The sequence below is a fragment of the Halobaculum halobium genome (assembly GCF_030127145.1).
GTDB classification, from domain to species: Archaea; Halobacteriota; Halobacteria; order Halobacteriales; family Haloferacaceae; genus Halobaculum; species Halobaculum halobium.
Genome location: NZ_CP126158.1, coordinates 885,872 through 911,013, shown reverse-complemented (window position 1 = coordinate 911,013; position 25,142 = coordinate 885,872). Strand labels below are relative to the sequence as shown.

Genomic DNA, 25,142 nt, shown 5'->3' with positions numbered 1-25,142 from the left:
CGGTCACCGCGTTCGAACGCGATCGGCGGCCACGAGCGTGGCGAGGACGAGCAGTCCGCCGACGAGGAACGCCACGCCCGGGGAGACCGTCCCCAGGATCGCGCCGCCGGTTCCCCCGACGGCGTCGCCGATCCGCGGCGCCGTCTCCGGACCGGAGAGGGTTGCCACCTCTGCGCCGAACAGCGACTGCACGAGGAGGCTCGCGCCCGCGAGCACCGCGACGGCGCCTCCCAGCCCGCGCAGGGAGTCCAGGAGCGAAGAGCGCTCGGACTCCCCCCCGACGGCGACGACGACGCGGTCGTCCGCGGGACCATACACGGTCATCTCCCGGCCCTTGACCGAGTACCGGGTGTCCGTGGCCTCGACCAGACCGGTGTCCACGAGCTTCGAGACGTGGTGGCGGACGTTCTGGACGGAGGTGTCCGCCGCGTCGGCCAACTCCGACGCCGTCTGCGGTTCCTCGTGGACGGCTCCGAGGATCGTCCTGGCCGTCTCCGGCGCGAGCGCTCCGATGAGGTCGTCCGCGCCGTCGTCGTCGATCCAACAGATCCGAACGCCCTCGTTGTCGCCGGTGTCCGCGTCGGCGGCGCCGTCTGGGGAGGATGGCTCGACGTCACCGAGTTGCGAGTCGGCGTCGACCGAGGCTGATGACTCCACGCCGTCCGATGCGGGTGGACGCCTCGTTCGGACGGCGTCGGATTCGGCAGCGCCCCCGTCGGTCCGCGCGCCGCTGGTCTCCTCCGGGGCGCGGTCGGTCCCGTCCGACCCCTCGTCGTCGTCGGGGTCGTCAGCGCTCGACGGGAGGGTCCCTGACATACAGGATAGTTCATCATAGAAGACCAAAACGTTTCGGTCGCGAGTCGCCCGGATCGACGGGAAACAGTCGTTCGCGCCGACTGACCGTCATCCGCGGCCGGCGGGTCGCCGACGGTCAGTCACCGACCGGCCGTCCGGGCTGGCGATCACCCGTCGATCGGTGGTTCGTGATCGAGGGGCGTGGGAAATCGGCCGACGACGTACAGCAGCGCCGCAAGTACGAGCACGGCCGCGACCGCGACGGCGAACAGCCGAAACACGCGATCGAACCCGACGCCGGCGTCGGTGAGCGCGCCGACCACGCCGGAGCCGTTCGCCTCGAACAGCAGCGACGCGCCCGAGAAGACGGCGTAGGCACTGGCGCGGTCTGCGGCCGGCAGCGTCGACAGCATGTACGTGTCGACGGCGGGAAACAGCGCGTGTGCGGCGTAGCCGATGACCACCGAGACGAGCGCGAACGCCGCGAGCGAGCCGGCGTACGTGAGCGCCACCAGCGACGCGAGAAACGTCGCGTTGAGCGCGAGCAGGTACGGCACGTTCGGGAGCCGGTCCGCGAGCCGCCCCCCGAGCCAGAACGCCGGCACGCCCGCAGCGAACGCGACGGTGAGCAACAGATTCGCGTTCGCCGTCGACAGCCCCTCCGAGAGCAGGTAGCTCACGTAGAAGTTGAACACGCCCTGCCAGGCGAACCCGGCGACGGCGACGAGCGACATCCCGGCGAGCACGATCCGCCAGTGCGACAACGCCGACAGGAAACTTCGCGGCTCCGGCGGAGTCCCGGCGGTGTCGAGGTCGTTGGCTGGCTCCGCGGCTCCGTCTGCGGGGCCGGAGGGATCGCCCTCGTCGCGTGTTCCGCCGTCGGCGACGCGCGGGCCGCCTCCGCCACCGCGGCGGAGCACGAGGACCAACGACGCCGTCGAGAGCGCGGCGGCGACGGCCAGCGCCCAGAAGACGATCCGCCAGTCGCCGAGACGGCCGATGACCGCGAGCACGAGCGCCGGGGCGAGGACGCTCGCGACCTGGCTCGCGGTGCCGTGGACGCCCACGGCCCTGCCCGTCCGTTCGGGGTACAGCGTGCCGATGAGCGGGATCGCGGCGACGAAGTAGCCGCCGGTTGCGAGGCCGACGGCGAACGCGCCGGTCCGAAGCGCGAGCAGCGACTGGGCGGTCGCGGTGAGCGCCGCCGCCGCCGACAGCGCGACCCCGGTCGCGAGGACGACGCGCTCGCGGCGAACGCGAGTGAGCACCCACCCGATCGGGATCCGCGGGGCGGCGGTGCCGAGCCACACGAGCGTCGTGACCGAGCCGACGGCCGCCGCGGAGATCCCCAGGTCCTGCTGGAACTCCGGGACCAGCGGGGCGAACGCGACCCGCCCGAAGTTGACGAGGAAGACCAGTCCACAGAGGGTGGTGAAGAGACGCTTCGTCACGTGAACGGGTGTCGATTCGCGCGGCGCGGCTCAAGCGTTGTGGAAGCGGGGATCGGTCGCCCGAACGTCGGGAACGAACGCGGGGTCGGGGCGCGGCGACCGACACGCCACGTCTGCCGGCTCACTCCAGCGGCTGTGCGTAGTCGACCTGTTTCGGGCGGAAGCCGGCGTCGCGGTAGAACCGGCGCGCGTCGTCGTTCTCCCACTCACAGGACACCGCGGGGTGGTCACACCCACGCTCGCGAGCGATCTCTCTCACGCGCTCGACGACAGCCGTGCCGTGGCCGCGGTTCCGGTGTGCCTCGTCGATAGCGACGTTCACGATCCGGAGAGACCGGGAGTACCGCCGCGAGGGGTGCTGGTCCTCTCGGAGGGTGAGAAACCCGATCCGCTCGCGCTCGTGAACGACGAGGTAGTCCGTGACGCGCTCGTCGTCGAGGTGGGCGCGGAACCCGTCGTCGGGGACCTCGTCGGCGTCCGCATAGACGAGTTCGTTCAGCTCTGAGTGTTCCTCCATCGACTCCGCGAGGGCGTACCAGCGCTCGACGAGCGCATCGAGATCGTCGGCGGTGGCCTCGACGAGTTCCATACCCGGACTGCTCGGCGCCGACTGTTCAGCGTTGCCCCGGGGTGTCGATCTCTGACGCGATCCGCACGCCGAGTGACGGAGTGGTCCCCGTCCGACCCGGATCCAGCACGCTCAAACCCCGACCCGCCGAAGCGGGAGCCACCCGACCGTGCGCGTCCTCGACTACCTCGAACTCGACGCCCAACTCGACCGCGCGGGCATCGGCACCGCCCACGACCAGCAGGTCGAGGCGCTCGACCGCGCCCGCGCCGCCGGCAGCGACGTGGACGTCGTCACCTCGCCGTGGGGCGACGGCGGCCCGCGTGCGGCCGTCCGCCGGGGCCTCGCCGGGCGCGGAGTCCTCGCCGACGTGGACGTGATCCACCTGAACCTCATCGGCCCCGCGAGCGTCGCGCTCGCACGGTACGCGAGGCTGACCGACACGCCGCTGGTGCTGCACTGTCACGTCACCAGCGAGGACTTCCGCGAGAGCTTCCGCGGGTCGAACGCGGTCGCCCCCGCGCTTCGTCGCTACCTCCGGTGGTTCTACTCGCAGGCGGACCTCGTGCTCACGCCCTCCGAGTACACGAAACGCCGGCTGCTGGAGTACCCCGTCGACGCGCCGATCCGCGCGATCTCAAACGGGATCGACCACGGCTCGGTCGCCGACCACGAGGCGTATCGCGAACAGTACCGGGAGCGGTTCGACCTCGACGGCGTCGTCATGTTCGCAGTGGGCTCGGTCTTCGAACGAAAGGGCCTCACCGACTTCTGTGAGGTTGCGGCGATGACCGAGCACGACTTCGCTTGGTTCGGCACCGTCGACTCCGGGCCGCAGGCGTCGCCGACGGTCACCCGGTGGACGAGCGATCCGCCCGAGAACGTCACCTTCACCGGGTGGGTCGACGACAAGCCCGGCGCGTTCGGCGCGGGCGACGTGTTCTTCTTCCCGACGAAGGAGGAAAATCAGGGCATCGTCGTCCTGGAGGCGATGGCCTGCGGGAAGCCGTGCGTCCTCCGCGACATCCCGGTGTTCCGGGAGTACTTCGAAGACGGACACGACTGCCTGCTGTGTGAGACGCGCGAGGAGTTCGCCGACGCCCTGAACCGCGTGGCGGACGACCCCGACCTCCGCGAGCGGCTCGGCGAGAACGCGCGGGAGACGGCCGCCGACCACTCGCTGGAGCGCGTCGGCGAGGAGTTGGTCGACACCTACGAGCAGCTGATCGAGGCGCGGTAGGCGGCCCGGAGCACTCCCGGCGACGCTCGCGTCGAAGACGCAAGGCATTACCCCTCGCTCCGGAAACGGCGGACGAATGCAGACCGTCGCCGCGTTCACCGATACGTATCTGCCGACGGTGAACGGCGTTACCTACACGCTGGAGTCGTGGCGTGAGGAGTGGCGCACGCGCGGCGGCCGGATGGACGTAGTGTTCCCCGACGCGCCCGGACACGACCCCACGGACGGCGAGTACACCACCCGGAGCGTCGGATTTCCGTTCTACGACGGCTTCCGCATGGGGCTCCCGGGCGTCCCCGACGCCGTCCGCGACGCCGACGTGGTCCACGCGCACACGCCCTTCGCGCTCGGTCTCTCGGGGTGGTATCTTGCGCGGCGGACCGACGCCCCGCTGGTCGCCTCCTACCACACGCCCACGGCCGAGTACGCCGACTACCTCGCCGCGGGACCGGCCGCCGCCGCCGTCGAGGGCGCCGCCCGCCGATACGAGCGCCGGTACATGAACGCCGCCGACGCGGTCGTCGTCCCCAGCGAACCGGCGGGAGCGCACCTCAGGAACATCGGCGTCCGTTCGCGCGTGGAAGTGGTGCCGAACGGCGTCGACATCGCGTTCTTCGCGCGGCCCGACGACGCCGCCCTGGCCGACTTCCGCGCCGAGTACGACCTCCCGGACCCCGACGACGGCCCCGTCGTCGGCTACACCGGTCGCCACGGCTTCGAGAAGGAGCTGGCCGAAATCCCGCCGGCCGTCGCCGCCGCCGACGCGGAGGCGACGCTCGTGTTCGGCGGCGACGGGCCCGCCCGCGACGCCGTCCGCGACGCCTGCGACGACGCCGGCGTCGACGCGCGCTTCCTCGGCTTCCTCCCGCGCGAGGACCTCCCGGCGCTGTACGCGAGTCTCGACGCCTTCCTGTTTCCCTCGCCCGTCGAGACGCAGGGGCTCGTCGCGCTGGAGGCGAACGCCTGCGGCACGCCCGTCGTCGGGGTCAACGCCGGCGCGCTCGCAGACACCGTCGTCGACGGCGAGACCGGCTACCACTACCCGCGCGGGGACGCCGCTGCCTTCGCCGACGCCATCGACCGCACGCTCGGCGAACGGGAGGCGCTCGCCGAGCGGTGTCTCGATCGCCGCGAGTCGATCAGCGTCGAGCACGCGGTCGATCGACTGGAGGACGTGTACGACGCGGTGACGGAGTAACGGCCGTTCCTCGCCTGCAGTCCGTCGCAATCGGGGAGTCTCGCGGCGTTCTACCGGGCGGCTCGCCCGTGCGCCCGCGGTTCACGAGACCTGCGGTCTCGCGAGGTGACAACATCGCGGAGCGATATTCGAAGGCCGTCGTCCAGACGCTCGTTCACTCCCCGGTCGTGTACTCGCGTCTCGCTTGCTCCTGGACGAAGCCGCGGGAAGACCGCTCCGCTGTCCGACCGAGGCGCCGCTCGCTTCGCTCGATCTGCCTCGCTAGTCCTCCAGCGCCTGCGCGATCCGCTGCAGCTGCCGGGTCGCGTCGCGGACCTCGTCGCGGAGCTGGCGAACCTCGCGCACGAGCTCCTCGTTGCCGACCGATTCCTCCTCGGCGCCGCGCCCGCCGGGACCGCCGGGACCGCCGCCCATGCCGCCCGGCCCGCCGCCGCCGCCCATGCCGCCGGGACCGCCGCCGCCCATCATGCCGCCCATCATCTGCGCGAAGGGGTTGCCGCCGCCGCCCATGCCGCCGGGGCCGCCGCCGCCCATCATCTCCTCGGGGGAGGGCGCGCCGCCCTCGCCCTCCTCGCGCTCCTGTTCGCGTCGCTCGCGGATCTCCTCGACGCGCTCACGGAAGGACTTCTCCTCGTCGCCGTCGGCTCCCTCGGCGCTCTCGTTCGCGTCCGATCCGGCGTCTTCTGGGTCGTCATCTGCCATGGATTCCGGTTCGCCCTGGCGTCCGAAAAGCGTTGTTCCTCGGGGGGCGGAACCGAGCCCTCTTGTACCCCCGTCTCCGAGGAGCGCGCGTGTTCGCGGACCGGTCCGACGCCGTCGCCGACGACACCCCTCACCGCGGCTACGGGGTCGCTGTCACGCCCGGCGTGAGCGGGCCGTGCGCGCTGATAACCGGCTACGGGCCGGAGAACCGCTTACTCGTGTGGCGCGAGGGCGCCCTCCGCGACGTGGCGACGCCCGCCGTCGCCGACGAGGGACGACACGCGATCGGCGTCGTCGCCGCCGACCTCGACGCCGACGGCGCCGAGGAGATCTACGTCCACAACACCGAGTCGTACCAAGGGCAGACCCGAGACACCGACCTGCTGCTCGATCCCGTGGACGTCCTGCCCGACCACGACGCGATCCGCTGGCGTGACCTGTTCGGCCTCGGGATCAACGCCGACCGCGGGAACTTCCGAGCCGGACGCTCGGTCGCCGCGATCGATCGCTACGGCACCGGGCGCTACGGCGTGTTCGTCGCCTGCTACGGGGTTCCGTCCCGCTTCTACGAACTCGGCGACGACGGTGAGCTTTCGGACATGTCGGAGGCCGTCGGTCTCGAACTGGACGCCGGCGCACGATCGCTGTACGCCGGCCCTATCGTGACCGACCGGATGGACCTGTTCGTCGGCGTCGAGCGCGGGCCGAACCGGCTGTTCCGAAACGCCTCGGGCCACTTCGAGGAGGTCGCCCGCGACGCGGGGGTCACGGCCCCCGGAACGAATGCCAGGGGAGTCACGGTGGCAGACGGCGACCTCGCGGTCGGCGGCTGGGAGACGCGGAACCGGCTGTTCACCCCCGTGACGTCGGGGTCCGAGCGGGGGGACGCGAACGCGCACGCGGACGGCGGTCCGACCCGCAGGGCGTTCACCGACGCCGCGCCGCCGGCGTTCGCCTCGCCGACTCGCACTCGGACACTCGTCGCGGCCGACTTCGACAACGACGGCCGCGAGGAGCTGTTCTGCAACGCGCTGGGCGCCACGAACCGCCTGTTCCGAAAGGACCCGGGAGCCGGGGGTGGACCGCCGTCGACCCCGGAGCCGCCGCGGAGCCGCGCGGCCTCGGGACCGGCGCCGCCGTCGCGGACTTCGACGGCGACGGCGCCCTCGAACTGCTCGTCGTCCACGGCGAACTCGCCGCCCAGCCGCTCTCGCTGTACGCCGTCCCGAACGCGACAGAGAACGGCTGGCTTCGCGTGCGCCCGACCACCCAGTACGGGGCGCCCGCCCGGGGCGCCGCCGTCACGGTCGAGACCGCGTCGTGGACGCGGACGAAGGTCGTCTGTGCCGGCTCGAGCTACCTCTGTCAGATGGAGCCGGTGGCGCACTTCGGTCTCGGCGACGAGGCGCCCGAGCGGTTCACCGTCCGTTGGCCCGACGGACGCGAAGTGACGAGAGAGGCGCCGGCGCCGCGGACGCAACACGAGGTCGAGCACCCGATGGCGCCGCGGTTCTGAGCCGGGCACGGGATCTGCGTCGCGAACGGGATCTGGCTCCCGGGTCGTTCCCCGCGGCCTCGCACGCCGCTCGGTGGCGCAACCGCTTTGGGGCGCCCCGGTACACCTGAACCCATGACCGACGACCGCGCCACGCGACGGGGGAAGGTCGACCGCGACACCTTCGAGTCGGTGGTCCGCCCGGCCCTCGGCGCCGCCCGCGACGACGTTCGCCTCGGGCCGACCCACGGCGTTGACTTCGGCGTCGTCGACGTTGCCGACCGCGCGGTCGTGACCGCGACCGACCCGATCTCGCTGCTCCCCGATCTGGGGTTCGAGCGCGCCGGCCGCTTTGCGCTCTCGTTCGCCCTCGGCGACGTGGCCGTCTCCGGCGTCGCGCCCACCCACTTTTGTCCCTCCTTTGCGCTCCCGAGCGACGTGAGCGACGACGATTTCGCCGCCTTCTGGGCGGCTGTCGCCGCCGAGTGCGAGGCGCTGGGCGTCGCCATCCCGACGGGCCACACCGCCCGATACCCCGGCGCGTCGCTCCCGTGGGTCGGCGCCGCGACGGTGCTCGGCGTCGGCGACCACGACGACGTGATCCGCCCGGACGGCGCCCGCCCGGGCGACCGCCTGCTCGTGACGAAGGGACCGGGGATCGAGACCGCTGGACTGTTCGCGTCGCTGTACCCCGACGCGCTCGCCGAACGGGGGATCGACGGGGCGACGATCGGCGACGCGGCCGCGTTGCTCGAGGAGACGAGCGTCGTGCGCGACGCGCTCGCGGCCGCGGAAGCCGGCCGGAACGGCGGGGCATCGCCGGCGGACGCCGGGGTCACCGCGATGCACGACGCGACGGAGGGCGGACTTCGGGGGCGCTGTGTGAGACGGCCGAGGCCGGCGGCGTCCGCATCGACGTGGACTCGGCGGCGGTGCCGACGAACGCCGCCGCCGTGGCGACCTGTGAGGCGCTCGACCTCGACCCGTGGGCGTGTACCACCTCCGGGACGCTCCTGCTTGCGGTCGACCCCGCGGCCGTCGACCGCGTTCTCGACGCGCTCTCGGACCGGGGAACGCCCGTCGGCGTCGTCGGCGACGTGTGCGAGGGCTCCGGCGTGTTCGTCGACGGCGATCGCGTCGAGCCGCCGGCGGAGGACGCGTCGTGGGCGGCGTACGAGCGGCTCTCGGGGACGGACTGATCTCCGACCGCCCGTCCTCGACTCGCACGTATCAGTCTCCGGCGGCCGCCAACCGCTCCTGGGTCGCCGCCGCGAGGTCGTCGAACGCCGCATCGGCGACCGCGACCTCGTCGGCGAACGACAGGAAGCCGTGGCACATCCCCTCGTAATCTAGGTGTTCGGCGTCGACGCCGACGTCTGAGAGCCGGTCGACGTAGGCCGCGCCGTCGTCGCGCAGGGGGTCGCGCTCGCCGGTGACGACGACGGCGGGGGCGGTCGCCGCGAGGTCCGGATCCCGCGCCCGCAACGGCGCGGCATGGGGGTTCGCGGCGTCCACGTCCGACCGCAGGTACTCTCGCCAGAAGCGCCGCATGTCGGCGCGCGTCAACAAGGGCCCGTCGGCGTTCGCCTCGTAGGAGTCGGTCCCGAAGTCGCTGCCGACGATCGGGTACAGGAGCGTCTGGACCGCGGGAGCCTCGCCGTCTGGGGTCGCCAGCGACGCGGCGGCCGCGAGGTTTCCGCCCGCCGAGGAGCCGGCGACGCCGACGACGCCGTTGCCGCCGAATCGGGCGTCGTGCTCGCGAGTCCACCGGAGGGCGCGGACCGCGTCGTCGACGGCGGCGGGAAACTGGTGCTCGGGCGCCAGTCGGTAATCCACCGAGACGACGACCGCGCCGACGCGGCGACAGAGCCGTCGTGCGAGGTCGTCCGCGGAATCGAGGGTCCCGAGACACCAGCCGCCGCCGTGGAAGAAGACGAGCGTCGGCGCGGGCGTCTCCGAGGGGCGGTACACTCGCAGCGGGAGGGCGTCGCCGTCGGGACCGTCGATACCGAGATCGAGCGTCGAGGCGACCGGTTCGACAGAGCCGCGGTCTCGGTTCGGATCGGCGCCCCCGTCGCCGCCGAACAACTCGTCCTCGATGCGACGGGCGCTCTCGACGGACAGGGCGTGCCACGGCGGGACGCCGAGCGCCTCGACCTCGGCGACGACTTCGCGGAGTTCCGGATCGAGGTCGGCCAGTCGGTCGGGGCGTGCGTCACCGTCGGCGGAGTCGGTCATGCGACACCGGACGGCCGGGGGCGTCAAGAATCCCTCCCGACTGCGCCTCCGCCCGGCGGCCCAGGCGGGAGTACCCCCGCGCCGGAACCGAGTCGCTCTTGCGCGGCCGCGCCGGAGGGGGCGGCGTGTCGATCTCGCTCCGTCGGCTCCTCGGCGGCGACGCCGACGTGCTCGCCGACCGCGACTTCCGGCTGCTGTTGCTCGCGTCGCTCATCTCGCCGATGGGCGCCTCCGTCGTCTCGCCGGTGGTGGAGTCGCTGACCGGGCCCTACGGCGTCTCCGCGACGGAGGCTGGCCTGCTTCTGTCGGCGTTCACGGCACCGGGAATCGTGTTTATCCCGGTGGCGGGCGTGCTCGCGGACCGGTACGGCCGAAAGCCGGTCCTTGCGGGCGGGCTGGCGCTGTTCGGCCTCGCTGGACTCGCGCTCACGCTGACGACCGACTTCCGGGTCGCACTGCTCCTCCGACTCCTCCAAGGCGTCGGCTACACCGGGATCGGACCGATCTTGATCACGGCGACGGGCGACCTGTTCTCGGGCGCCCGCGAGTCGGCCGCTCAGGGTGTCCGCTTCACGGCGGTCGGCGCGTCGCTGACGGTGTTCCCGTTCCTCGCGGGGCTGCTGGTGGCGTTCGCGTGGCAGTACCCCTTCGCGCTATACGCCGCGGCGATCCCCGTCGCGGCGGTCGTGTGGCTCCGGTTCGAGGAGTCCGCCGCGCTCGGCGGCGAGCGGTCGGCAGCCGCGGGAGCGCCCGCGGACGGCGACCCGAACGACGCCGACCGGTCCGGCGTCCGGGCGCTCCTCGCGCTGGCGGCGCGGCCGCGCGTCGCCGCGACGCTGTTCGGGCGGGCCGCGCCGGGGTTCCTCTGGTTCGGCTTTCTCACCTACAACTCGATCGTCGTCGTCCGGCTGCTGGGCGGAACCCCGGCGCCGCCGGCGCCCTCGTCGCGGTCGCGTCCGTCGCCAGCGCCGTCGCGACGACCCAGACCGGGCGAATCACCGCCCGGTTCGGCCGAACGGTCCCCACGTTCGCCGCGCTCGTCGTCGCCGGGATCGGCCTGGCTGCTCTCGCGCTCGCGCCGTCGGTGCCGGTCGCGCTCGCGGCGGGCGTCCCGGTCGGCGCCGGCTTCTCGGTGTCGCTGACGCTGTACCGCTCGGCGATCACGGGGCTCGCCGGCGACGACACCCGCGGCGGCCTCGTCAGCCTCGGGGAGTCGATCGGCCGGCTCGGATCGACCGGCGCGCCGGTCGCGATGGGCGCCGCGGTCGCGTTCGTCGCCGAGGGCGCCGGCTACGCCGCCGCCCTCAGGACCGTCTCGGTCGCCGTCGCCGTCGGCGTCGTGGCGGTCGGGGGCGGTCTGCTCCTCGTCGGCGACCTGGAGGCGGACACCGGGGCGGGCGCGGCGGCGACCGCCGCCGACGAGTGAGCGCCGCGGCCGCGCGGGACACGACGCCAACGCCTAACTGTCCCCACCCGAAGCGGTGGTCATGAGCGACACGGACGCAGGGCCCACCCACTCGCTCGCCGAGGCCCGCGAGCGCGACGCTGACGACTCTCTCCGCGGGTACCGCGACCACTTCTCCGTGCCCGACGGCGAGCGCTATATGGACGGCAACTCGCTGGGGCTCGCGCCCGACACCGCGCTGGCGACGCTCGACCGCGTGGTCGACGAGTGGCGCGCGCTCGCGATCCGCGGGTGGGAGGCCGCCGACCCCGACTGGTTCCACTACGGCGAACACCTCGGCGACCTGCTCGCGCCCCTCGTGGGCGCCCGCGAGTCCGAGGTCGTCGTCGCCAACTCGACCACCGTCAACATCCACACCCTGATCGGGACGTTCCTCGACACGCTCCCCGGCACGCCTGCCGGCCCTGACCCCGCGGCCGACCCCCCGGCGGTGCTCGTCAACGACCTCGACTTCCCGACGGACCACTACGCGATCCGCGCGCAGTTCCGCCAGCGCGGGATCGACCCGGACGAACAGCTCGTCGCCGTCGAGTCTCGCGACGGGAGAACCATCGACGAGGGCGACATCGAGGCCGTCCTCCGCGAGCGCGACGACGTCGGGATCGTGTTCATGCCCTCCGTGCTCTACCGCTCGGGGCAACTGCTCGACGTCGACCGGATCACCGCGGCGGCTCACGAGCACGGCGCGCTCGCGGGGTTCGACTGCGCCCACTCGGTCGGCGCCGTCGATCACGCGCTCGGCGACGCCGGCGACGACGACGAGGGCGCCGACTTCGCGGTGTGGTGCTCGTACAAGTACCTCAACGCCGGGCCGGGCGCGACCGCGGGGCTGTACGTCAACGAGCGCCACCACGGCACCACGCCCGCACTCGCCGGCTGGTGGGGCAACGACAAGTCGACGCAGTTCGAGATGCGCCACACCTACGACCAGGCCGACACCGCCGGCGCGTGGCAGATCGGGACGGTGCCGATGCTCTCCTCGGCGCCGATCGAAGGCGCGACGGAGCTGGTCCGGGAGGCCGGCATCGACGCCGTGCGCGAGAAGTCGCTCGCGCTCACGGACTACCTGATCGACCTGGTCGACGACCGTCTCGGCGACGACTTCTCGGTCGGGACGCCGCGGGAGCACGACCGGCGCGGCGGCCACGTCGCGATCGAACACCCCGAGGGCTACCGCGTGAGCGAGGCGCTGCGCGACCGCGGCGGTGTCGTCGACTTCAGACCGCCGAACGTGGTCAGGGTTTGTCCGGCGCCGCTGTACACCCGCTTCGAAGACGTGTGGCACGTAGTCGAGACGATCCGCGAGATCGACGAGACCGGCGCGTACCGCGACTACGACCCGCGCGGGGCCGGTGTCACCTGACTGAGGTCACTCCCCGAGGTACCGGAGCACCGCGCCGGCGACGATCACCAGCCCGCCGCCGATGAACGTTCCCGGGACGGGAAGCGCGAACAGACCGACACCGATCAACAGCACGGCTGTAGATAGTCGCACGGTCCCCCGTTGGCCGACCGTGCCGAAGTACTCGGTGACGGTTCCGGCGGTGCCGGAAGTCGCGCGTCGGCGCGTCGGGCGAGCGCCGCCGTCGGCGCCTCACTTGCGTGTGTACTCTGGCGCGAACATCTGCGCGGAGGTCGGTGCGGGGTCGCCCTCGGTCAGGTTGTACGCCGAGATGGCTGCGTCGCTAGCGCCGGCGGCGCGCAGGAGGTCCTCGTCGTACGCCGAGTGGCCGGTGTACTCGGCCGGGTCGCGCGCGAGGATCGAGAGCGCGGCGTCCGCGAGCACGTGCGGCGTCCGCCAGTCGTCCTCGGTGCCCAGGCCGAAGTACCGCGTCGCCCGGGTGTCGACGGCGGTCACCGGCCAAAACGTGTTGCAGCCGATGTCGTCGGCCGCCAGTTCCTCGGCCAGCGAGAGGGTGACGAACGACATCCCGAGCTTCGACCAGGCGTAGGCCGCCTTTCCGGGGGCGCGGTCCATCGTCACCGGCGGCGCGTTCGTGAGGATCCACCCCGACTCCTGCTCCCGGAGGTGCGGGAGGAACGCCCGCGAGACGAGATACGTCCCGCGGACGTTCACGTCCGTCATGAGGTCGAACCGGTTCGCGGGGAGGTCCGCGACGTTCGCCAGCTGGATCGCGCTGGCGTTGTTGATCACGATGTCGATCTCGCCGAACTCCTCGATGGCCTCGTCGACGGCCGCCTCGACGGCGTCCTCGTCGCGCACGTCCAACTGGATCGCGTGGGCGTCGACGCCGCGCTCCTCGCACTGCGCTGCCGTCTTGTGGATCGTCCCCGGCAACTCGCCGCCGGGTTCGGCGGTCTTTCCGGTCGAGACGACGTTGCAGCCGTGCTCGGCGAGCGTGAGGGCGATTCGTTTGCCGATGCCCCGGGTCGTCCCGGTGACGAACGCCGTCGACCCGGAGAGGTCGGGCGCATCGAAGGGAGGGTCGGCGCGGGCGGGTCCGGCGGGCATCGCGTCCTCGGCGTCGGGAGATGCGTCGGCCATACCGGACGTGCGGTCGGGGGGTTCCTGTAGCTACCGGCGACGGCTACGGGGACGGGTCAGGGACCGCGAGCGAACGCGTCGAGGTCCCACTTCAGATCGTCGCGGATCTCCTGCCACTCGTCCGTCTCACGGAGCCGGTACTCGGCGAACGCGGGGTTGCGCACCAGCTCCAGCTCGGCGAGCAGCCGACGGTGCAGCGGGAACAGGTCGCCCCACTGGAGCGTGCGCGTCTCGTCGGTCGGCGGCGTCGCCGGACGGAACACGAGCGCGTCGTCGTCCGCGGCCGTGCGGTCCTCGACGCGACCGAACTGGAACCGGGCCCACGTCTCGTACTCGTCGAACGGCACCGAGTCGGTCGGGTCGGGCGGACGCCGGTGCTGGACCCGGTAGCGCTGGTCGCGCTCGTCGCGGCCCCAGAGGTGGCCCTTCACGAGCAGCCGGATCTCGCCGTCGGCCGCCAGGGTGGCGTCGTATTCGGTCCGCGCGTGCTCGTACTCGCGGCTCCGAAACTGGCTCGCGAGCGACTCGCCCGACTGGGACCGGCGTCCACGGCGGCGATACGGCGCGGCGGTCGAAACCGCGCGCTGCCGGACGGTCCGCACGTCTCCGCCGCGTCGCTCGGGGCCGCTCGGCCGTCCCCAACGGTCGGACCGGGACTCCTTCGGGTCGGACCACGGTGCCGCAACCATGGTGCTTGGTACCACTGATCGCTATTTAGGAGTAACTGTCGGAACGGGGGCGGGGCCGCTTCCACCTCACGCCGCATCTGTGACGTGGTCCCGAACAACCGCAAGCGTGCGCCGGTAGCGTTCGGTCAGCGTCGCGAGCAACCGCCGTTCGACCGGCGAGAACCCGAGCGCGCGGAGCACGCCGACGTAGGCCGCGAGTCCGAGGAGCGTGCCGACGACCGCCGCCGGACCGCGGGGAAGCAACTCCCTCGTCGCCAGCGCGACGGCCGCGAAGGGGACCGCCGCCAGCAGCGGTTTTCCGTGCGCGCGAGTGAACGGCTGGAGCCCCTCGACGCGGTACAACACCGCCACCTCCAGCCCGTTGTTGACGCCCAGCATCAGCAGGTAGCTGGCGACCAGCCCGGGGAGACCGAACTCGACGGTGAGCGGGATCGCCGTGACGGCCAGAAACAGCGTGATGGCGGTGTTGACGACCAGCAGCGCGCGCTGGTGGTCGGTCATCCGCAGGAGGATGCCGACGCTCCCGGCGGCGCAGGCGAGCACCTGCGCGAACACGAACCCCGGGAGCAGCGGCGCGTACTGCACGAACGTCGGGCCGAACAGCGCCATCACCGCCTCGCGGTGGACGATCGTCGGCACAGACAGCCCGACGACGCCGACCAGCACCAGCCGGCTCGTGACGTGGTACAGCCGCGACAGGGCCGCCGGGTGGTCGCCGTCGTTGAGCGCCGCCGCGACCGGCGGGATGAACTGGTTGATCGCCATCAGCGGGAGCCGAACGAGGCTCCCGACGAGGACGCCGACGGCGAACACCCCGCCGGCGGTGCCGGACAGGAACACGGCGATCAGCGGGTAAAAGCCCAGCCGCTGGGTCGTGGTCGCGAAGCCGCTGAGAAACAGCGGCGTCGTGTACCCGACGTACCGGCGCCGGATCGCCGCGGCGTCGGGGACGCGAACCCGAGGGCGGAATCCCCGAGAGCGCGCGAGCCACCCCGCCCCGACGAGCGCGAGCGCACCCATCGCCACCGGCAGGCCCACGGCGACGCCCGCGAGATCGCTCACCACGACCGCGCCGGCGACGCCGACGGCCAACTGGACGACCGGGAACGCGACCCGCTGGAACGTGTTCAGCGCGGTCACTTCCTCGGTCGCCCGCAGGACGCGCGCGACCACGAACAGCCCGACCGTCAGAGGCAGCCCCGCGCCGAACGCCCGTAGGTACAGCGGGAACGGTGGCCCCTTCCCGGTGAACGCGGCGATTGCGGGCGCGCCGAGGAACAGGCCGGCGCCGAAGGCGGCCGAGACGCCCACCACCAGCGCGGCCGCGAACGTCGCGAGCGCGTCGCGTTCGGCCGCATCGTCGACCGTCGGGAGGAACCGGCTGAGCCCGCTGCCGAACCCCATCGCGAGCCGCCGGAGGAACCGAGAGAGCCGGCGCGCGAGCGCGAACAACCCGTACGGTTCGGCGGCGAACGTGTTCGTCAACAGCGCGGTGAACGCGAGCGTCAGGCCGCGCTGGGCGAGGATGCTCGGCGTGGAGACGACGGCGCCGTGGGCCACGCGTTCGAGCGCGTCCGCGAGGCGCGCCTCGGTCGGGTCGAGCGGCTCGTCGGCGTCGCCGCCGCCCTCCTCCCCGTCGACCTCGCTCGGTCGCTCGGTCGGATCGCCGCTCGACTCCATCGACTCGTCGGAGCGGCGAGCCGGAAATAAGCCCGACGAACCGAGGCGATCACTCCGGGGTCGGCTCGTAGGCGTCGCCGACACGCACGTCCAGCGCGCCCGGAAGCATCCGGAAGTCGAGCCGTTCGTGGGTCGCGATCTCGCCGTCGCGGCTGAACGTGATCGGCTCGTCGCCGTCGCTCGCGACGTGGAGTTCGCCCGCACGGAAGTGGACGACGCCGTCGGTCTCTTCGCCGAGCAGACGGTGGGCCGCGGCCTCGAGTGCGAGCGCCTGCGGCGGCATCCGCTCGACGACGACCACGTCGAACCGGCCGTCCTCCATGTCGGCCTGCCCGCCGTCCTCGACGAACTTTCGGGCGTTGCCGACGAGCACGCAGGTGGCCTCCCCGACCCACGACCGCGTCGGCGACTCGACGCGGACAGCCAGGCCGTCGAAGTTCATCGTCTCCCGGGCCCCGGTGAGGAGGAACGCCAGGGTGCCGAACCGCCCCTTCAGTTCGTCCGAGGTCGCCGTGCTCGCGTCGGCCGGCAGTCCAGCGATACACGAGACGAGAAACGGCTCGGCGGACCCGACCGAACCCGCGGCCCCGCCGACGCGGGGCTCGCCGTCGGCCCCCTCGGCGACCCCCACGTCGAGCGCGCGGGCCTCGCCGGTGTCGGACAGTTCGATGCCGCGATCCAGCGACTCGATACCGAGCGTGCCCGCGAGGAGGTTCGCCGTCCCCGCCGGGAGCACCGCGAGCGTCACGTCGCCGAGGGCGTCCGCCCGGTACAGCCCGCGGAGCGCGTCGTTGATCGTCCCGTCGCCGCCGCAGACCGCCAGCGTCGAGGCGGGCTCCTCGCCCGCCTCGCGCGCCAACTCGACGGTGTGGGCGGCGCTCTCGGTCTCGGTGACTGCGAACCCGCGCGCCTCCATCGCTCGACGGACGTGGTCGGCGTGATCGCCCGTGCCGCTGTGGGGATTGACGAGACAGCGACGCGACCCGATCTGCATGGGTGAGCGAACGCCGCCGTCGCACTTCAACTCCACCGTCGGCCGCGCACTCCCCGGGCGGGGCGCACCGGCGACACGCGCCGGTGGAACCGGCCGGGGGAGGTACGGTTAAGTCCGTTCGAGGGCGTTGAGTGTGACATGACCGACGAGACTGCCGCGAGCCTCGGCGACGAGGTGCTCGATCGAATGCTCCGCGGCGGCCTCCCCCGCGGGCAGGCGACGCTCGTTCGCGGCGGCCCCGGGACGGGGAAGTCGACGCTGAGCATGCAGTTCCTCGACGCCGGCGTGCAAGCGGACGAGCGGTGCCTGTACGTCACCACCGAGCAGACGCTCGACGACGTCGCCGACTCGTTCGCGGCGTTTCCGTTCGCCCTCGACGACGACCGGCTCGACGTGCTCTCGCTCCACGCGACGCCCGGCGTGACGCTTGAGGACCCTGAGGGGGACGACGACGCGATGACGCTTCAGCGACTCGACGACGACGCCGCCGTCGGCGGGACCATGTCGTTCGGCGAGTACACGCGGGAGCTGACGCCGGCGACGCTCCGCGAGGAGTTCCAGCGCTACGAGGACTACGACCGCGTCGTCGTCGACTCCGCAAACGGGATCGCCGGGTTCACTGACACGCACACGTACCGACGGGTCCTCCTCGACGTGATCGCGACGCTCACCGACCGCGGCGACGCGACGCTGGTGTTCACCGCGGAGGAGGGCGGCGACGACTCCGTCGGGGATCTGCTCCAGTACGCCGTCCACGGCGTCGTCTCGCTGACGCGCGACCGCATCCGCGAGGACAACCACCGCTTCGTCGAGATCGCGAAGCTCCGCGGCGTCGACCACGACACCCGCCGCCTCGAACTCCACATCGACGCCGAGCGCGGTGCCCGGGCGGTTCCCGGGCGGCGCAGCCAGCCGCCGGCCGTGAAGACCCACGGGCACCGCCCCATCGGCATCGACGGCTTCGACCGGCTCGTCGGCGGCGGCGTCGTCGCGGGTGCCGGGGTGCTCTTCGAGCACGACGGCACCGCGAACGTCTCGACGTTCCTGGGGTCGTTCCTCGACGCCGCGCTCGCTCGCGGCGACCGCCTCGCGGTCGTTCCGACGATCCACCTCCGCCCCCACGGGCTGGAGACGATCCTCTCGGGGTTCGGCCACGACGTGGGCGCCCTCCTCGCCGACGGCCGACTCCACGTCGTCGACCTGATCGGCACGTGGGACGCCGACCGCGACGGCGTTCACGCGCCGTCGTCGGGCGAGGGAGTGCGCGAGGCGTTCGGGGCGATCCGCCCCGACGACGCGGGCGACGACGACACCGCGCTCACGTCGATCGTGAACGCCGACGCGTACGTGAACGCGCTGTCGGCGGAGGAGGCGCGGGAGCTACGCTACTACGAGGAGTCGCAGCTGGTCCGGCCGACGGACACGCTCGTCCACGTCCACAACCCCGGGACGGCCGCCGACGAGGTGACCGCGTTCCTCGAGAACACCGCCGAGCAGGTGATCGAGACGTGGCTCTCGGACACCGGCCTCCAGTACGTCCACCTCCGGAAGTCGCCGTGCGGCTTCGTCGGCACCACCTCGCTGGTGGAGTATCTCGAAACGGAGCCGTACGTCGCCGTTCAGGGGCCACCGAGCGACCGCGAGAACCCCATGGCGGCGGAGTCGTACCCGGACGAGTACCCGTCCGGGGGGTAGTCGCGTACGGAACGCGTCGAAAACGAGGACGGTGCGGGCGCTCAGTCGGCGCGCTCGAACACGCGCACCGTGTCGTACCCGATGGACTCGACGCTCGTCTCGGTGAGCCCCCGCGCCTCGAACACCGACCCCCAGTCGTGCCGGTACAGCGGGAGGCCGTCGTCGACCTCGACGATCCCGCCGCCGGCCTCGCCGTCGCCCTCCAACTCGACGGTGACGAGCACGTCGCCGACGACGCGCGCGACCTCGTCGAACGTCGCCGACATCTCTTCGGGATGAACGTGCTGGAGCGTCTCGACCGAGTACACGGCGTCGAAGCTCCCGTCGTCGAACGCGGGGAGCACGTCCGAGATGGCGCCGGCGTGGAACGCGCCGGCCGTTCCGAGGTCGGGGTACTCCTCGCGGAGGACGTCGAAGGACCCGGGGTTGATGTCGACGCCGGCGAGCGTCGAGAACCCCTCGTCGTGGAGGTGGGCGAGGTGGCGGCCGGAGCCGCAGCCGAGTTCGAGCACGCGCGCGTCCCAGCCGACGGCGTCGCCGAGCAGGGCGGCGAGTCGCCTGCTCACCTCGTTGGGGCCGTAGTGCGCGTAGTACCGCGGAGAGAACTCCCCGGTGCGATCCGCCCAGGCGTCGCGGAGGTCGTCGGCGTTCATATTCGACAGCGGGGCCCCACACGGAGAACCCTTCCGACCGGCACGGCGGGGGAGGGCGAGCGCCGCCGTCGGACGGCGTTCGTCGGGCGACGCGGGAGCGACGGGCCGGCGGTCCGTGCGTCCGCTTCCTCCGGGCAACCCCTATGGCCGTCGGGCGCGTACCACCGCCGTGTCCCGGATCGGACGTCTACTCGTCGCCGTCGCCGTTCTCCCACACGAGGCGGCCCACGCCGCCGTCGCCCGGCTGTTCGGGCTCGACGCCGAGGTCGAGGTGTTGCCGGCGTGGGGCGGCGCCGGCCGCCCGCTGGGGCGGTTCGACGCGCGCGTCCCCGAGGGGACGCCGTCGCTGATCATTCGGGCGGTCGCGCTGGCGCCGCTAACGTACGTCGGCGCGGCCGCCGGGCTCGACGCCGCGCTCCCGGCCGAATCCGGACTCCGGTATCTCGCGATCGCGCCGCTGGCGTACTGGGCGGCGCTGTCGAACGGCGACCTCGCGGTCGCGGCCGACCCGGAGACCGTCCGCGAGCGCGGGCGGTTCGTCGTCGCCGACGAGGGCTGGAGCGGGCCGACTGCCGACGCGTTGACCGTCCTCACGACCGGGGCGGTCGCGGGGCTGTTGCTCGCGTGACCGCGTCGCTCGCGACCCCGGGACGTTCCGGCGGGCACGACCCTCGAACGGAACCGATTAGCGTCGCGCCGCCGTCGCGACTGACGTGTCACTGGTTCGTCGCGCCGGCGCGGCGCTCGCTGCGGCCCTCGCCGGCGCGGGCGTCATCGAGGAGTCGCGCCTCCGCGCGACGACGGACCTGGCGTGGCCCCGCATCGTCACCGGCTTCGCCATCATGTCGAAGCGGACCGTCGACCTCGCGCTCGTCGGCCTCGTCATCGGCCCGACAGCGGTCGCCGGCCTGACGCTCGCGAACGCGTTCTGGATGGCCGCGAAGTTCGTCGCGATCGGGCTCGCGGGCGGCACTGTTTCGCTCGTCTCCCAGAACTACGGCGGCGGCGAGGACGAACGCGCCGCCGCGGTCGTCCGCCTCAGCGTCCTGATCGCGCTTGCGCTCGCGGTGCCCGCGGTCGCGGCGTTCGGCCTCGCGGCCGAGCCGCTCGTCGGCCTGCTCGGCGGCGACGAGACGGCCATCGGCTACGGCGCGACCTACCTCGCGGTGGTCGCGCCGGGCCTCCTGTTCGAGTTCCTGAACCTGATCGCCAGCCGGACGTACGCGGGCGTGAGCGACACCGTCACCCCGATGGTCGTCCGCGCGGGCGGCGGCCTCGCCAACATCGCGCTGTCGGCGACGTTCGTCCTCGGGTTCGACATGGGCGTCGCCGGCGCGGCGCTGGGCACCGCGCTGGCGACGGGGCTCGTGACCGTCGTCTTCGCGTGGGGGATGACCGGCCGGAGCTACCTCCGCGGTCGCGGCGCCAGCCCCGTCCCGCTCCGGATCCGCGGGTCGCCACACGACCGCGAACTCCTGGGCCAGATAAGTCGCGTCTCCGCGCCGCTGGTCGCCAGACGGGCCGCCCAGGGACTCGTCGTGTTCCCGCTGCTGGCGATCGCGGCGACGTTCGGTCCCGTGGCCGTCGCGGCCGTCGGCGTCGGCCGGCAGGTGCGCGCGCTCATCGGGAGCTTCTCGTGGGGCTTCTCGATCGCGGCGTCGACGCTCGTCGGGCAGGAGCTCGGCCGCGGCGACGAGACGGAAGCCGAGGCGTACGGCCGCGGGATCACCCGACTGTCGCTGTTGGTGTATCTCGTCGCGGCCGCGGTCGTGGTCGCCGCGGCCGAACCCATCGCGGCCGTGTTCGTCGATGACCCGTCGAACCTGTCGCTGTCGGCCGACTTCGTCCGCGTCGCGGCGATCTCGGTCGTCGCGCTCGGCGTCGACGGATCGATCACGGGCACGCTGCGGGGCGCCGGCGACACCCGCGTCCCCTTCGTCGCGACGCTGGCGGGCGCGTACCTCGCGGCGCTGCCGCTGGCGTGGGCCGGAACGGTGATCCCCGCGCTCGGAGTCGGCGGCCTGCTCCTCTCGCTGCTGGCGGAGACGGCGGTGCCGCTGGCGGTGAACCTCCATCGGTTCCGCTCGAACCGCTGGAAGGCGGTCAGTCGCGCGTATCGGCCGGGCGCGAGCGACTGAGGCGGCGCGTGCGTGCAGCGGAGTCGGCCCCGCCGGAGCCGAGGGCCGCACCACCCACCCTTATGCCCGCACGCGGCACCTCCCAGCTATGCGAGTCACGGTACTGGGCGCGGGCACGATGGGCGCCGGCATCGCGCAGGCGGCCGCGACCGCCGGCCACGACGTCGCCCTGCGCGACGTTGAGGAGTCGTACGTCGAGGACGGTCTCGCCCGGATCGACGACACCCTCTCGGAGGGCGTCGACCGCGGGAAGGTTGAACCCGCCGAGCGCGCGGCCGCCCTCGATCGGATCACGGGGGCGACTGACCTGGCGAGGGCGGCCGACGGCGCCGACCTCGTGATCGAGGCGGTGCCCGAGGACTTGGACCTGAAGCGCGAGGTGCTCGGCGAGACCGAAGCCCACGCCGGCGACCGCGCGGTGCTGGCGTCGAACACGTCCGCGCTGTCGGTGACGGAGCTGGCGAGCGCGCTCGACCGCCCCGAGCGCCTGCTCGGGCTCCACTTCTTCAACCCGGTTCACCTCATGGGACTGGTCGAGGTCGTCGTGGCCGAGCGGACCGACGAGGCGACCCTAGAGACGGCACGCTCGTTCGTCGAGTCCCTCGGAAAGACCGCCGTCGAAGTGCGCGACTCGCCCGGCTTCGCCTCCTCCCGCCTGGGCGTCGCGCTCGGGGTCGAGGCGATCCGGATGTACGAGCAGGGTGTCGCGAGCGCCGCCGACATCGACGCCGCGATGGAGTTGGGGTACAACCACCCGATGGGGCCGCTGCAGCTCACCGACGTGATCGGGCTGGACGTGCGCCTCGACGTGCTGGAGTACTTGCGCGAGGAACTGGGCGAGCGCTTCCGCCCGCCGCAGGCGCTCAAGCGGAAGGTCCGCGCCGGAAAGCTGGGGAAGAAGACCGGCGAGGGCTTCTACGTGTGGGAAGACGGTGAGGCGGTTCGGCCGGCCGACGACTCGGTCGGCGGCAGCGGCGCGACCGCCGGCGACGGCTCGGGGGCGGCGCGATGAGCGACCGCGACGGGGCCGCCGTTGGCGACGACGCCGGCGACGACGCCGACCCCGAGGGCGTCGCCGCCGACTGCGAGTTCGTCGACTGTGCGGTCGGCGACCGCGTCGACGGCGTCGCCACGGTCACGCTCTCGCGGCCGGAGGCGCGCAACGCCCTGAACGCGCAGCTTCGCGGGGAGCTGACGCGCGTTCTCGACGCGGTCGAGGCGACACACGGCTCCGATGGCGTCCGCGTCGTCGTGCTCACGGGCGCCGACGAGGCGCGGGCCTTCGTCGCCGGCGCGGACGTGACCGAGCTTCGCGAGCGCGGCGTGACCGAACAGCGTCGCGCGAGCGAGCGTCCCCGGGTGTACGAGCGCGTCGCGGACCTCCGCCAGCCGGTGATCGCCCGGATCAACGGGCACGCGCTCGGCGGCGGCTGCGAGCTCGCGCAGGCGTGCGACGTGCGCATCGCCCACGAGCGCGCGAAACTCGGCCAGCCCGAGATCAACTTGGGGCTCATCCCCGGCGGCGGGGGCACCCAGCGGCTCGTCAGGCTCGTCGGCGAGGGGCAGGCGATGAAGCTGATCTGCTCGGGTGAGGTGATCGACGCCCACGAGGCCGACGATATCGGGCTCGTGGATGAAGTGCACGGCGACGGCGCGTTCGACGACCGCGCGTACGACCTCGCGGCGTCGATGGCCGACAAGAGCCCCGTCGCGCTGGAGCACGCGAAGAAGGCGGTGCGGGCCGCATCGCGGATGGGCCTCGACGAGGGGCTGGACTACGAGTCGGAGCTGTTCGTCGGGCTGTTCGCGACCCGGGACAAAGACGAGGGGATCGACGCGTTCCTCGAGGACAGAGAGCCGGAGTGGGAGGGGCGGTAGCCGGACGGCGGCGACGCGAACTTCTCGCGGTTCTCGTCGGAAGACCGCTCAGTATCGGACCACCGCGTCGACGATTCCCGCCGTCTGTCCGACGCCGACGAGGGCGAGTCCGGCGACGACGGGGCCGAGCGCCGGGTCTGCGGGGCCGCCGACGAACACGCCCGCGAGATACGCGGCCGCGCCGGCGAGCGAGAGCGCCGCGGCCGCGCCGTTCACCGTCCGGGCGCTCCCGGCGGACGCGCGGGCAGTGGACACCAGCGCGGGGACGGGGAGGAGCGTCCAGCCGACGACCGACGCCAGCACCGGCGTCGTCCCGAGGCCGGGTGCGAGCAGCCCCGCCGTGCCGGCGAGCGTGACGGGGATGCCCGCGAGGATCACGGTCCGCCACGCGCGCAACACCCCCTCGCGCATGTCCGTCCACGAGAGGACGACGAACGCGACGAGCAACACGTCCATCACGAGGTGGGCGATCAGGACGGACCGGTCGGTGACGAGGTCGAGGTGGGCGGCGATCGCGAAGGTCCACGCCAGCGGGACGAGGCCGGCCGGGGCGGTCTCGCGGATGCGTCGGAACACGGCGGCGAGACGGGGGTGGGCCTCAAAAACGGATCGGGCGGCCGCCAGATCTGGTCGGTGCCTACAGCAGCGCCGCGGCGACGCCGACGACCGGGACGAGCACGAGCAGGTACACGCCAGCTTCGGTCGCCCACGCCCGGCGGACGGCCCGAAGGCGCTGCCGGGGGAGCCCCGTCGAGCGCGGGAGAACGACCACCGCGAAGAAGCCGACCATCAGCGGATACATCACGACCCCGGCGACGACCGCCCCCAAGAGGCCGGTGCCGAGGACGCTGCCCACGGCCAGCAGCAGCCAGACGTACAGCGGTCCCGAGAGCGTCCCGGCGACGTAGTGGACCGCGGTGGCGAGCCGCTCGGGGGAGTTGTCGGGGTGGGTATCGGTGAGGACGCCCGCGGCGACGCTCGGCGGCGTCCACCCCTCGTCGACTTGGTCCATCACGCGGTCCATCGCGAGCGTCGCGAGGATCCCCCCGACGACGCCGACGAGGAACAGCAGCGGGATCGAGAGCGAGACCGGCGCGAGCAACGTGATGGCTGTCATATGCTGACCACGGGCCCGAGCTACCTATCGGTTTCCGCTGGTCCGATGCTCACGGAGGCCCCATGAGCGGCGCGGCCGGCAGGTCACTCGCCGGCGTCGCGGTCGACGCGCACCCACTCCTCCAGCGTGAAGCGGTCGTACTCGGTCGCCTCGACCAACTCCCAGTCGGCCTCGTCCCAGTGGGGGTAGGTGGTGTCGCCCTCGTACTCGCCGTGGACTCGGCTGAGCGCCATCCGGTCGACGTGCGGTTGGAACAGCTCGTAGATCGCGCCCCCGCCGATCACGGACGCGGTGTCGGCGCCAAGCGACTCGGCGATCGCGACCGCCTCGTCCGCGTCGGCCGCGACGTGGGCCGTGTCGACCTCGACCGAGTCGACGCTGCGCGAGAGGACGATCTGTGCGGTGCCCGGGAGGTCGTCGAGCATCGACTCGAACGTCGTCCGGCCGAGGATCACCGGGTGGTTCGCGATCCGGTCGCGGTACTGCTGCTTGTCCTTGGGGATGGAGGGCCACGGGAGTTCGCCGTTGTCACCGATGACGCCGTTGTCGGCGACAGCGGCGACGGACTCGAGTTCGACCATACGACGACCACGGCGGCGTGCGTCATACCGCTTTTCCCCGTCCGCCGGGGCGGACCGTT

At 72.7% G+C, this 25,142-nt stretch carries 26 protein-coding genes and 1 pseudogene; 12 read left to right on the top strand and 15 right to left on the bottom strand.

Annotation, left to right across the window (positions count from 1 at the left end; all coding sequences use genetic code 11):
- Window positions 1–3 precede the first annotated feature (3 nt).
- From P0Y41_RS04825 to P0Y41_RS04815, 3 genes are all read right to left on the bottom strand, one after another.
- Window positions 4–816, bottom strand: a complete 813-nt coding sequence (locus tag P0Y41_RS04825) for an ArsR/SmtB family transcription factor (RefSeq protein WP_284062838.1) — start codon at window positions 814–816, stop codon at window positions 4–6.
- A 146-nt stretch (window positions 817–962) separates the two neighbouring features.
- The gene (locus P0Y41_RS04820) at window positions 963–2,246 is read right to left on the bottom strand and encodes an MFS transporter (RefSeq protein ID WP_284062837.1); all 1,284 of its coding nucleotides are present in this window, start codon (window positions 2,244–2,246) and stop codon (window positions 963–965) included.
- A 121-nt stretch (window positions 2,247–2,367) separates the two neighbouring features.
- On the bottom strand, window positions 2,368–2,835 hold the full coding sequence (locus tag P0Y41_RS04815) for a GNAT family N-acetyltransferase (RefSeq protein WP_284062836.1): 468 nt from the start codon (window positions 2,833–2,835) through the stop codon (window positions 2,368–2,370).
- Between the two features lie 148 nt (window positions 2,836–2,983).
- Here P0Y41_RS04815 and P0Y41_RS04810 point away from each other — a divergent pair, with 148 nt between their 5' ends.
- Both P0Y41_RS04810 and P0Y41_RS04805 read left to right on the top strand, forming a co-directional pair.
- Window positions 2,984–4,054: a glycosyltransferase family 4 protein gene (locus P0Y41_RS04810; RefSeq protein WP_284062835.1), complete on the top strand. Its 1,071-nt coding sequence runs from the start codon at window positions 2,984–2,986 to the stop codon at window positions 4,052–4,054.
- Between the two features lie 76 nt (window positions 4,055–4,130).
- Window positions 4,131–5,252 carry a glycosyltransferase gene (locus P0Y41_RS04805; protein WP_284062834.1) on the top strand — a complete coding sequence of 374 codons (1,122 nt, stop codon included), beginning with the start codon at window positions 4,131–4,133 and terminating at the stop codon, window positions 5,250–5,252.
- A gap of 261 nt (window positions 5,253–5,513) precedes the next feature.
- Here P0Y41_RS04805 and P0Y41_RS04800 read toward each other — a convergent pair whose 3' ends face one another.
- Both P0Y41_RS04800 and P0Y41_RS04795 read right to left on the bottom strand, forming a co-directional pair.
- Window positions 5,514–5,954, bottom strand: a complete 441-nt coding sequence (locus P0Y41_RS04800; protein ID WP_284062833.1) for a hypothetical protein — start codon at window positions 5,952–5,954, stop codon at window positions 5,514–5,516.
- A gap of 212 nt (window positions 5,955–6,166) precedes the next feature.
- Entirely contained in the window at window positions 6,167–6,691 is a 525-nt protein-coding gene (locus P0Y41_RS04795) for a hypothetical protein (protein WP_284062832.1), read from the bottom strand.
- A gap of 518 nt (window positions 6,692–7,209) precedes the next feature.
- On the opposite strand from P0Y41_RS04795, the gene P0Y41_RS04790 reads away from it, so the two are divergent.
- Both P0Y41_RS04790 and P0Y41_RS04785 read left to right on the top strand, forming a co-directional pair.
- The gene (locus P0Y41_RS04790; RefSeq protein WP_284062831.1) at window positions 7,210–7,470 is read left to right on the top strand and encodes an ASPIC/UnbV domain-containing protein; all 261 of its coding nucleotides are present in this window, start codon (window positions 7,210–7,212) and stop codon (window positions 7,468–7,470) included.
- A gap of 114 nt (window positions 7,471–7,584) precedes the next feature.
- Window positions 7,585–8,648, top strand: a pseudogene (locus P0Y41_RS04785) (AIR synthase-related protein).
- Between the two features lie 31 nt (window positions 8,649–8,679).
- Here the strand turns inward: P0Y41_RS04785 and P0Y41_RS04780 are convergent.
- Window positions 8,680–9,687 (bottom strand): alpha/beta hydrolase, encoded by a 1,008-nt coding sequence (locus P0Y41_RS04780; protein WP_284062830.1) that lies wholly within the window; start codon window positions 9,685–9,687, stop codon window positions 8,680–8,682.
- A gap of 125 nt (window positions 9,688–9,812) precedes the next feature.
- On the opposite strand from P0Y41_RS04780, the gene P0Y41_RS04775 reads away from it, so the two are divergent.
- The 3 genes from P0Y41_RS04775 (at window position 9,813) to kynU (ending at window position 12,515) form a co-directional block, all read left to right on the top strand.
- Window positions 9,813–10,829: an MFS transporter gene (locus P0Y41_RS04775; protein WP_284062829.1), complete on the top strand. Its 1,017-nt coding sequence runs from the start codon at window positions 9,813–9,815 to the stop codon at window positions 10,827–10,829.
- Complete coding sequence (locus P0Y41_RS04770; protein ID WP_284062828.1) at window positions 10,772–11,113, top strand: hypothetical protein; 342 nt, start codon at window positions 10,772–10,774, stop codon at window positions 11,111–11,113. The genes P0Y41_RS04775 and P0Y41_RS04770 overlap by 58 nt, the downstream gene beginning before the upstream one ends.
- Window positions 11,114–11,174: 61 nt before the next feature.
- Window positions 11,175–12,515 (top strand): kynureninase, encoded by a 1,341-nt coding sequence (gene kynU, locus P0Y41_RS04765; RefSeq protein ID WP_284062827.1) that lies wholly within the window; start codon window positions 11,175–11,177, stop codon window positions 12,513–12,515.
- Between the two features lie 6 nt (window positions 12,516–12,521).
- Here kynU and P0Y41_RS04760 read toward each other — a convergent pair whose 3' ends face one another.
- The 5 genes from P0Y41_RS04760 to P0Y41_RS04740 all read right to left on the bottom strand — a co-directional run bounded on the left by P0Y41_RS04760 (window position 12,522) and on the right by P0Y41_RS04740 (window position 17,021).
- Entirely contained in the window at window positions 12,522–12,647 is a 126-nt protein-coding gene (locus P0Y41_RS04760; protein ID WP_284062826.1) for a hypothetical protein, read from the bottom strand.
- A 99-nt stretch (window positions 12,648–12,746) separates the two neighbouring features.
- Window positions 12,747–13,625 (bottom strand): SDR family oxidoreductase, encoded by an 879-nt coding sequence (locus P0Y41_RS04755; protein WP_284063345.1) that lies wholly within the window; start codon window positions 13,623–13,625, stop codon window positions 12,747–12,749.
- A gap of 89 nt (window positions 13,626–13,714) precedes the next feature.
- Complete coding sequence (locus tag P0Y41_RS04750; RefSeq protein WP_284062825.1) at window positions 13,715–14,347, bottom strand: hypothetical protein; 633 nt, start codon at window positions 14,345–14,347, stop codon at window positions 13,715–13,717.
- 66 nt (window positions 14,348–14,413) lie between these two features.
- On the bottom strand, window positions 14,414–16,027 hold the full coding sequence (locus P0Y41_RS04745) for a lipopolysaccharide biosynthesis protein (RefSeq protein WP_284062824.1): 1,614 nt from the start codon (window positions 16,025–16,027) through the stop codon (window positions 14,414–14,416).
- 49 nt (window positions 16,028–16,076) lie between these two features.
- The gene (locus P0Y41_RS04740; protein WP_284062823.1) at window positions 16,077–17,021 is read right to left on the bottom strand and encodes a diacylglycerol/lipid kinase family protein; all 945 of its coding nucleotides are present in this window, start codon (window positions 17,019–17,021) and stop codon (window positions 16,077–16,079) included.
- A gap of 138 nt (window positions 17,022–17,159) precedes the next feature.
- Between P0Y41_RS04740 and P0Y41_RS04735 the strand changes: the two genes are divergently transcribed.
- Window positions 17,160–18,716, top strand: a complete 1,557-nt coding sequence (locus tag P0Y41_RS04735) for an RAD55 family ATPase (RefSeq protein WP_284062822.1) — start codon at window positions 17,160–17,162, stop codon at window positions 18,714–18,716.
- Between the two features lie 41 nt (window positions 18,717–18,757).
- Here the strand turns inward: P0Y41_RS04735 and P0Y41_RS04730 are convergent, their stop codons facing one another.
- A complete protein-coding gene (locus P0Y41_RS04730; protein ID WP_284062821.1) occupies window positions 18,758–19,369 on the bottom strand; it encodes a class I SAM-dependent methyltransferase in 612 nt (203 codons plus the stop codon).
- Between the two features lie 169 nt (window positions 19,370–19,538).
- On the opposite strand from P0Y41_RS04730, the gene P0Y41_RS04725 reads away from it, so the two are divergent.
- The 4 genes from P0Y41_RS04725 (at window position 19,539) to P0Y41_RS04710 (ending at window position 23,385) form a co-directional block, all read left to right on the top strand.
- Window positions 19,539–19,997, top strand: a complete 459-nt coding sequence (locus P0Y41_RS04725) for a hypothetical protein (protein ID WP_284062820.1) — start codon at window positions 19,539–19,541, stop codon at window positions 19,995–19,997.
- Between the two features lie 85 nt (window positions 19,998–20,082).
- Entirely contained in the window at window positions 20,083–21,507 is a 1,425-nt protein-coding gene (locus P0Y41_RS04720) for an MATE family efflux transporter (protein ID WP_284062819.1), read from the top strand.
- 88 nt (window positions 21,508–21,595) lie between these two features.
- Entirely contained in the window at window positions 21,596–22,519 is a 924-nt protein-coding gene (locus P0Y41_RS04715) for a 3-hydroxyacyl-CoA dehydrogenase family protein (RefSeq protein ID WP_284062818.1), read from the top strand.
- Complete coding sequence (locus tag P0Y41_RS04710; protein WP_284062817.1) at window positions 22,516–23,385, top strand: enoyl-CoA hydratase/isomerase family protein; 870 nt, start codon at window positions 22,516–22,518, stop codon at window positions 23,383–23,385. The genes P0Y41_RS04715 and P0Y41_RS04710 overlap by 4 nt, the downstream gene beginning before the upstream one ends.
- Before the next feature lie 48 nt (window positions 23,386–23,433).
- On the opposite strand, the gene P0Y41_RS04705 is transcribed toward P0Y41_RS04710, so the two are convergent.
- The 3 genes from P0Y41_RS04705 to P0Y41_RS04695 all read right to left on the bottom strand — a co-directional run bounded on the left by P0Y41_RS04705 (window position 23,434) and on the right by P0Y41_RS04695 (window position 25,083).
- Complete coding sequence (locus P0Y41_RS04705; protein ID WP_284062816.1) at window positions 23,434–23,961, bottom strand: hypothetical protein; 528 nt, start codon at window positions 23,959–23,961, stop codon at window positions 23,434–23,436.
- A gap of 61 nt (window positions 23,962–24,022) precedes the next feature.
- Window positions 24,023–24,502 carry a hypothetical protein gene (locus P0Y41_RS04700; RefSeq protein WP_284062815.1) on the bottom strand — a complete coding sequence of 160 codons (480 nt, stop codon included), beginning with the start codon at window positions 24,500–24,502 and terminating at the stop codon, window positions 24,023–24,025.
- 83 nt (window positions 24,503–24,585) lie between these two features.
- Window positions 24,586–25,083, bottom strand: coding sequence for a dihydrofolate reductase (locus P0Y41_RS04695; RefSeq protein ID WP_284062814.1), 498 nt, complete (start codon window positions 25,081–25,083; stop codon window positions 24,586–24,588).
- Window positions 25,084–25,142: the final 59 nt, after the last annotated feature.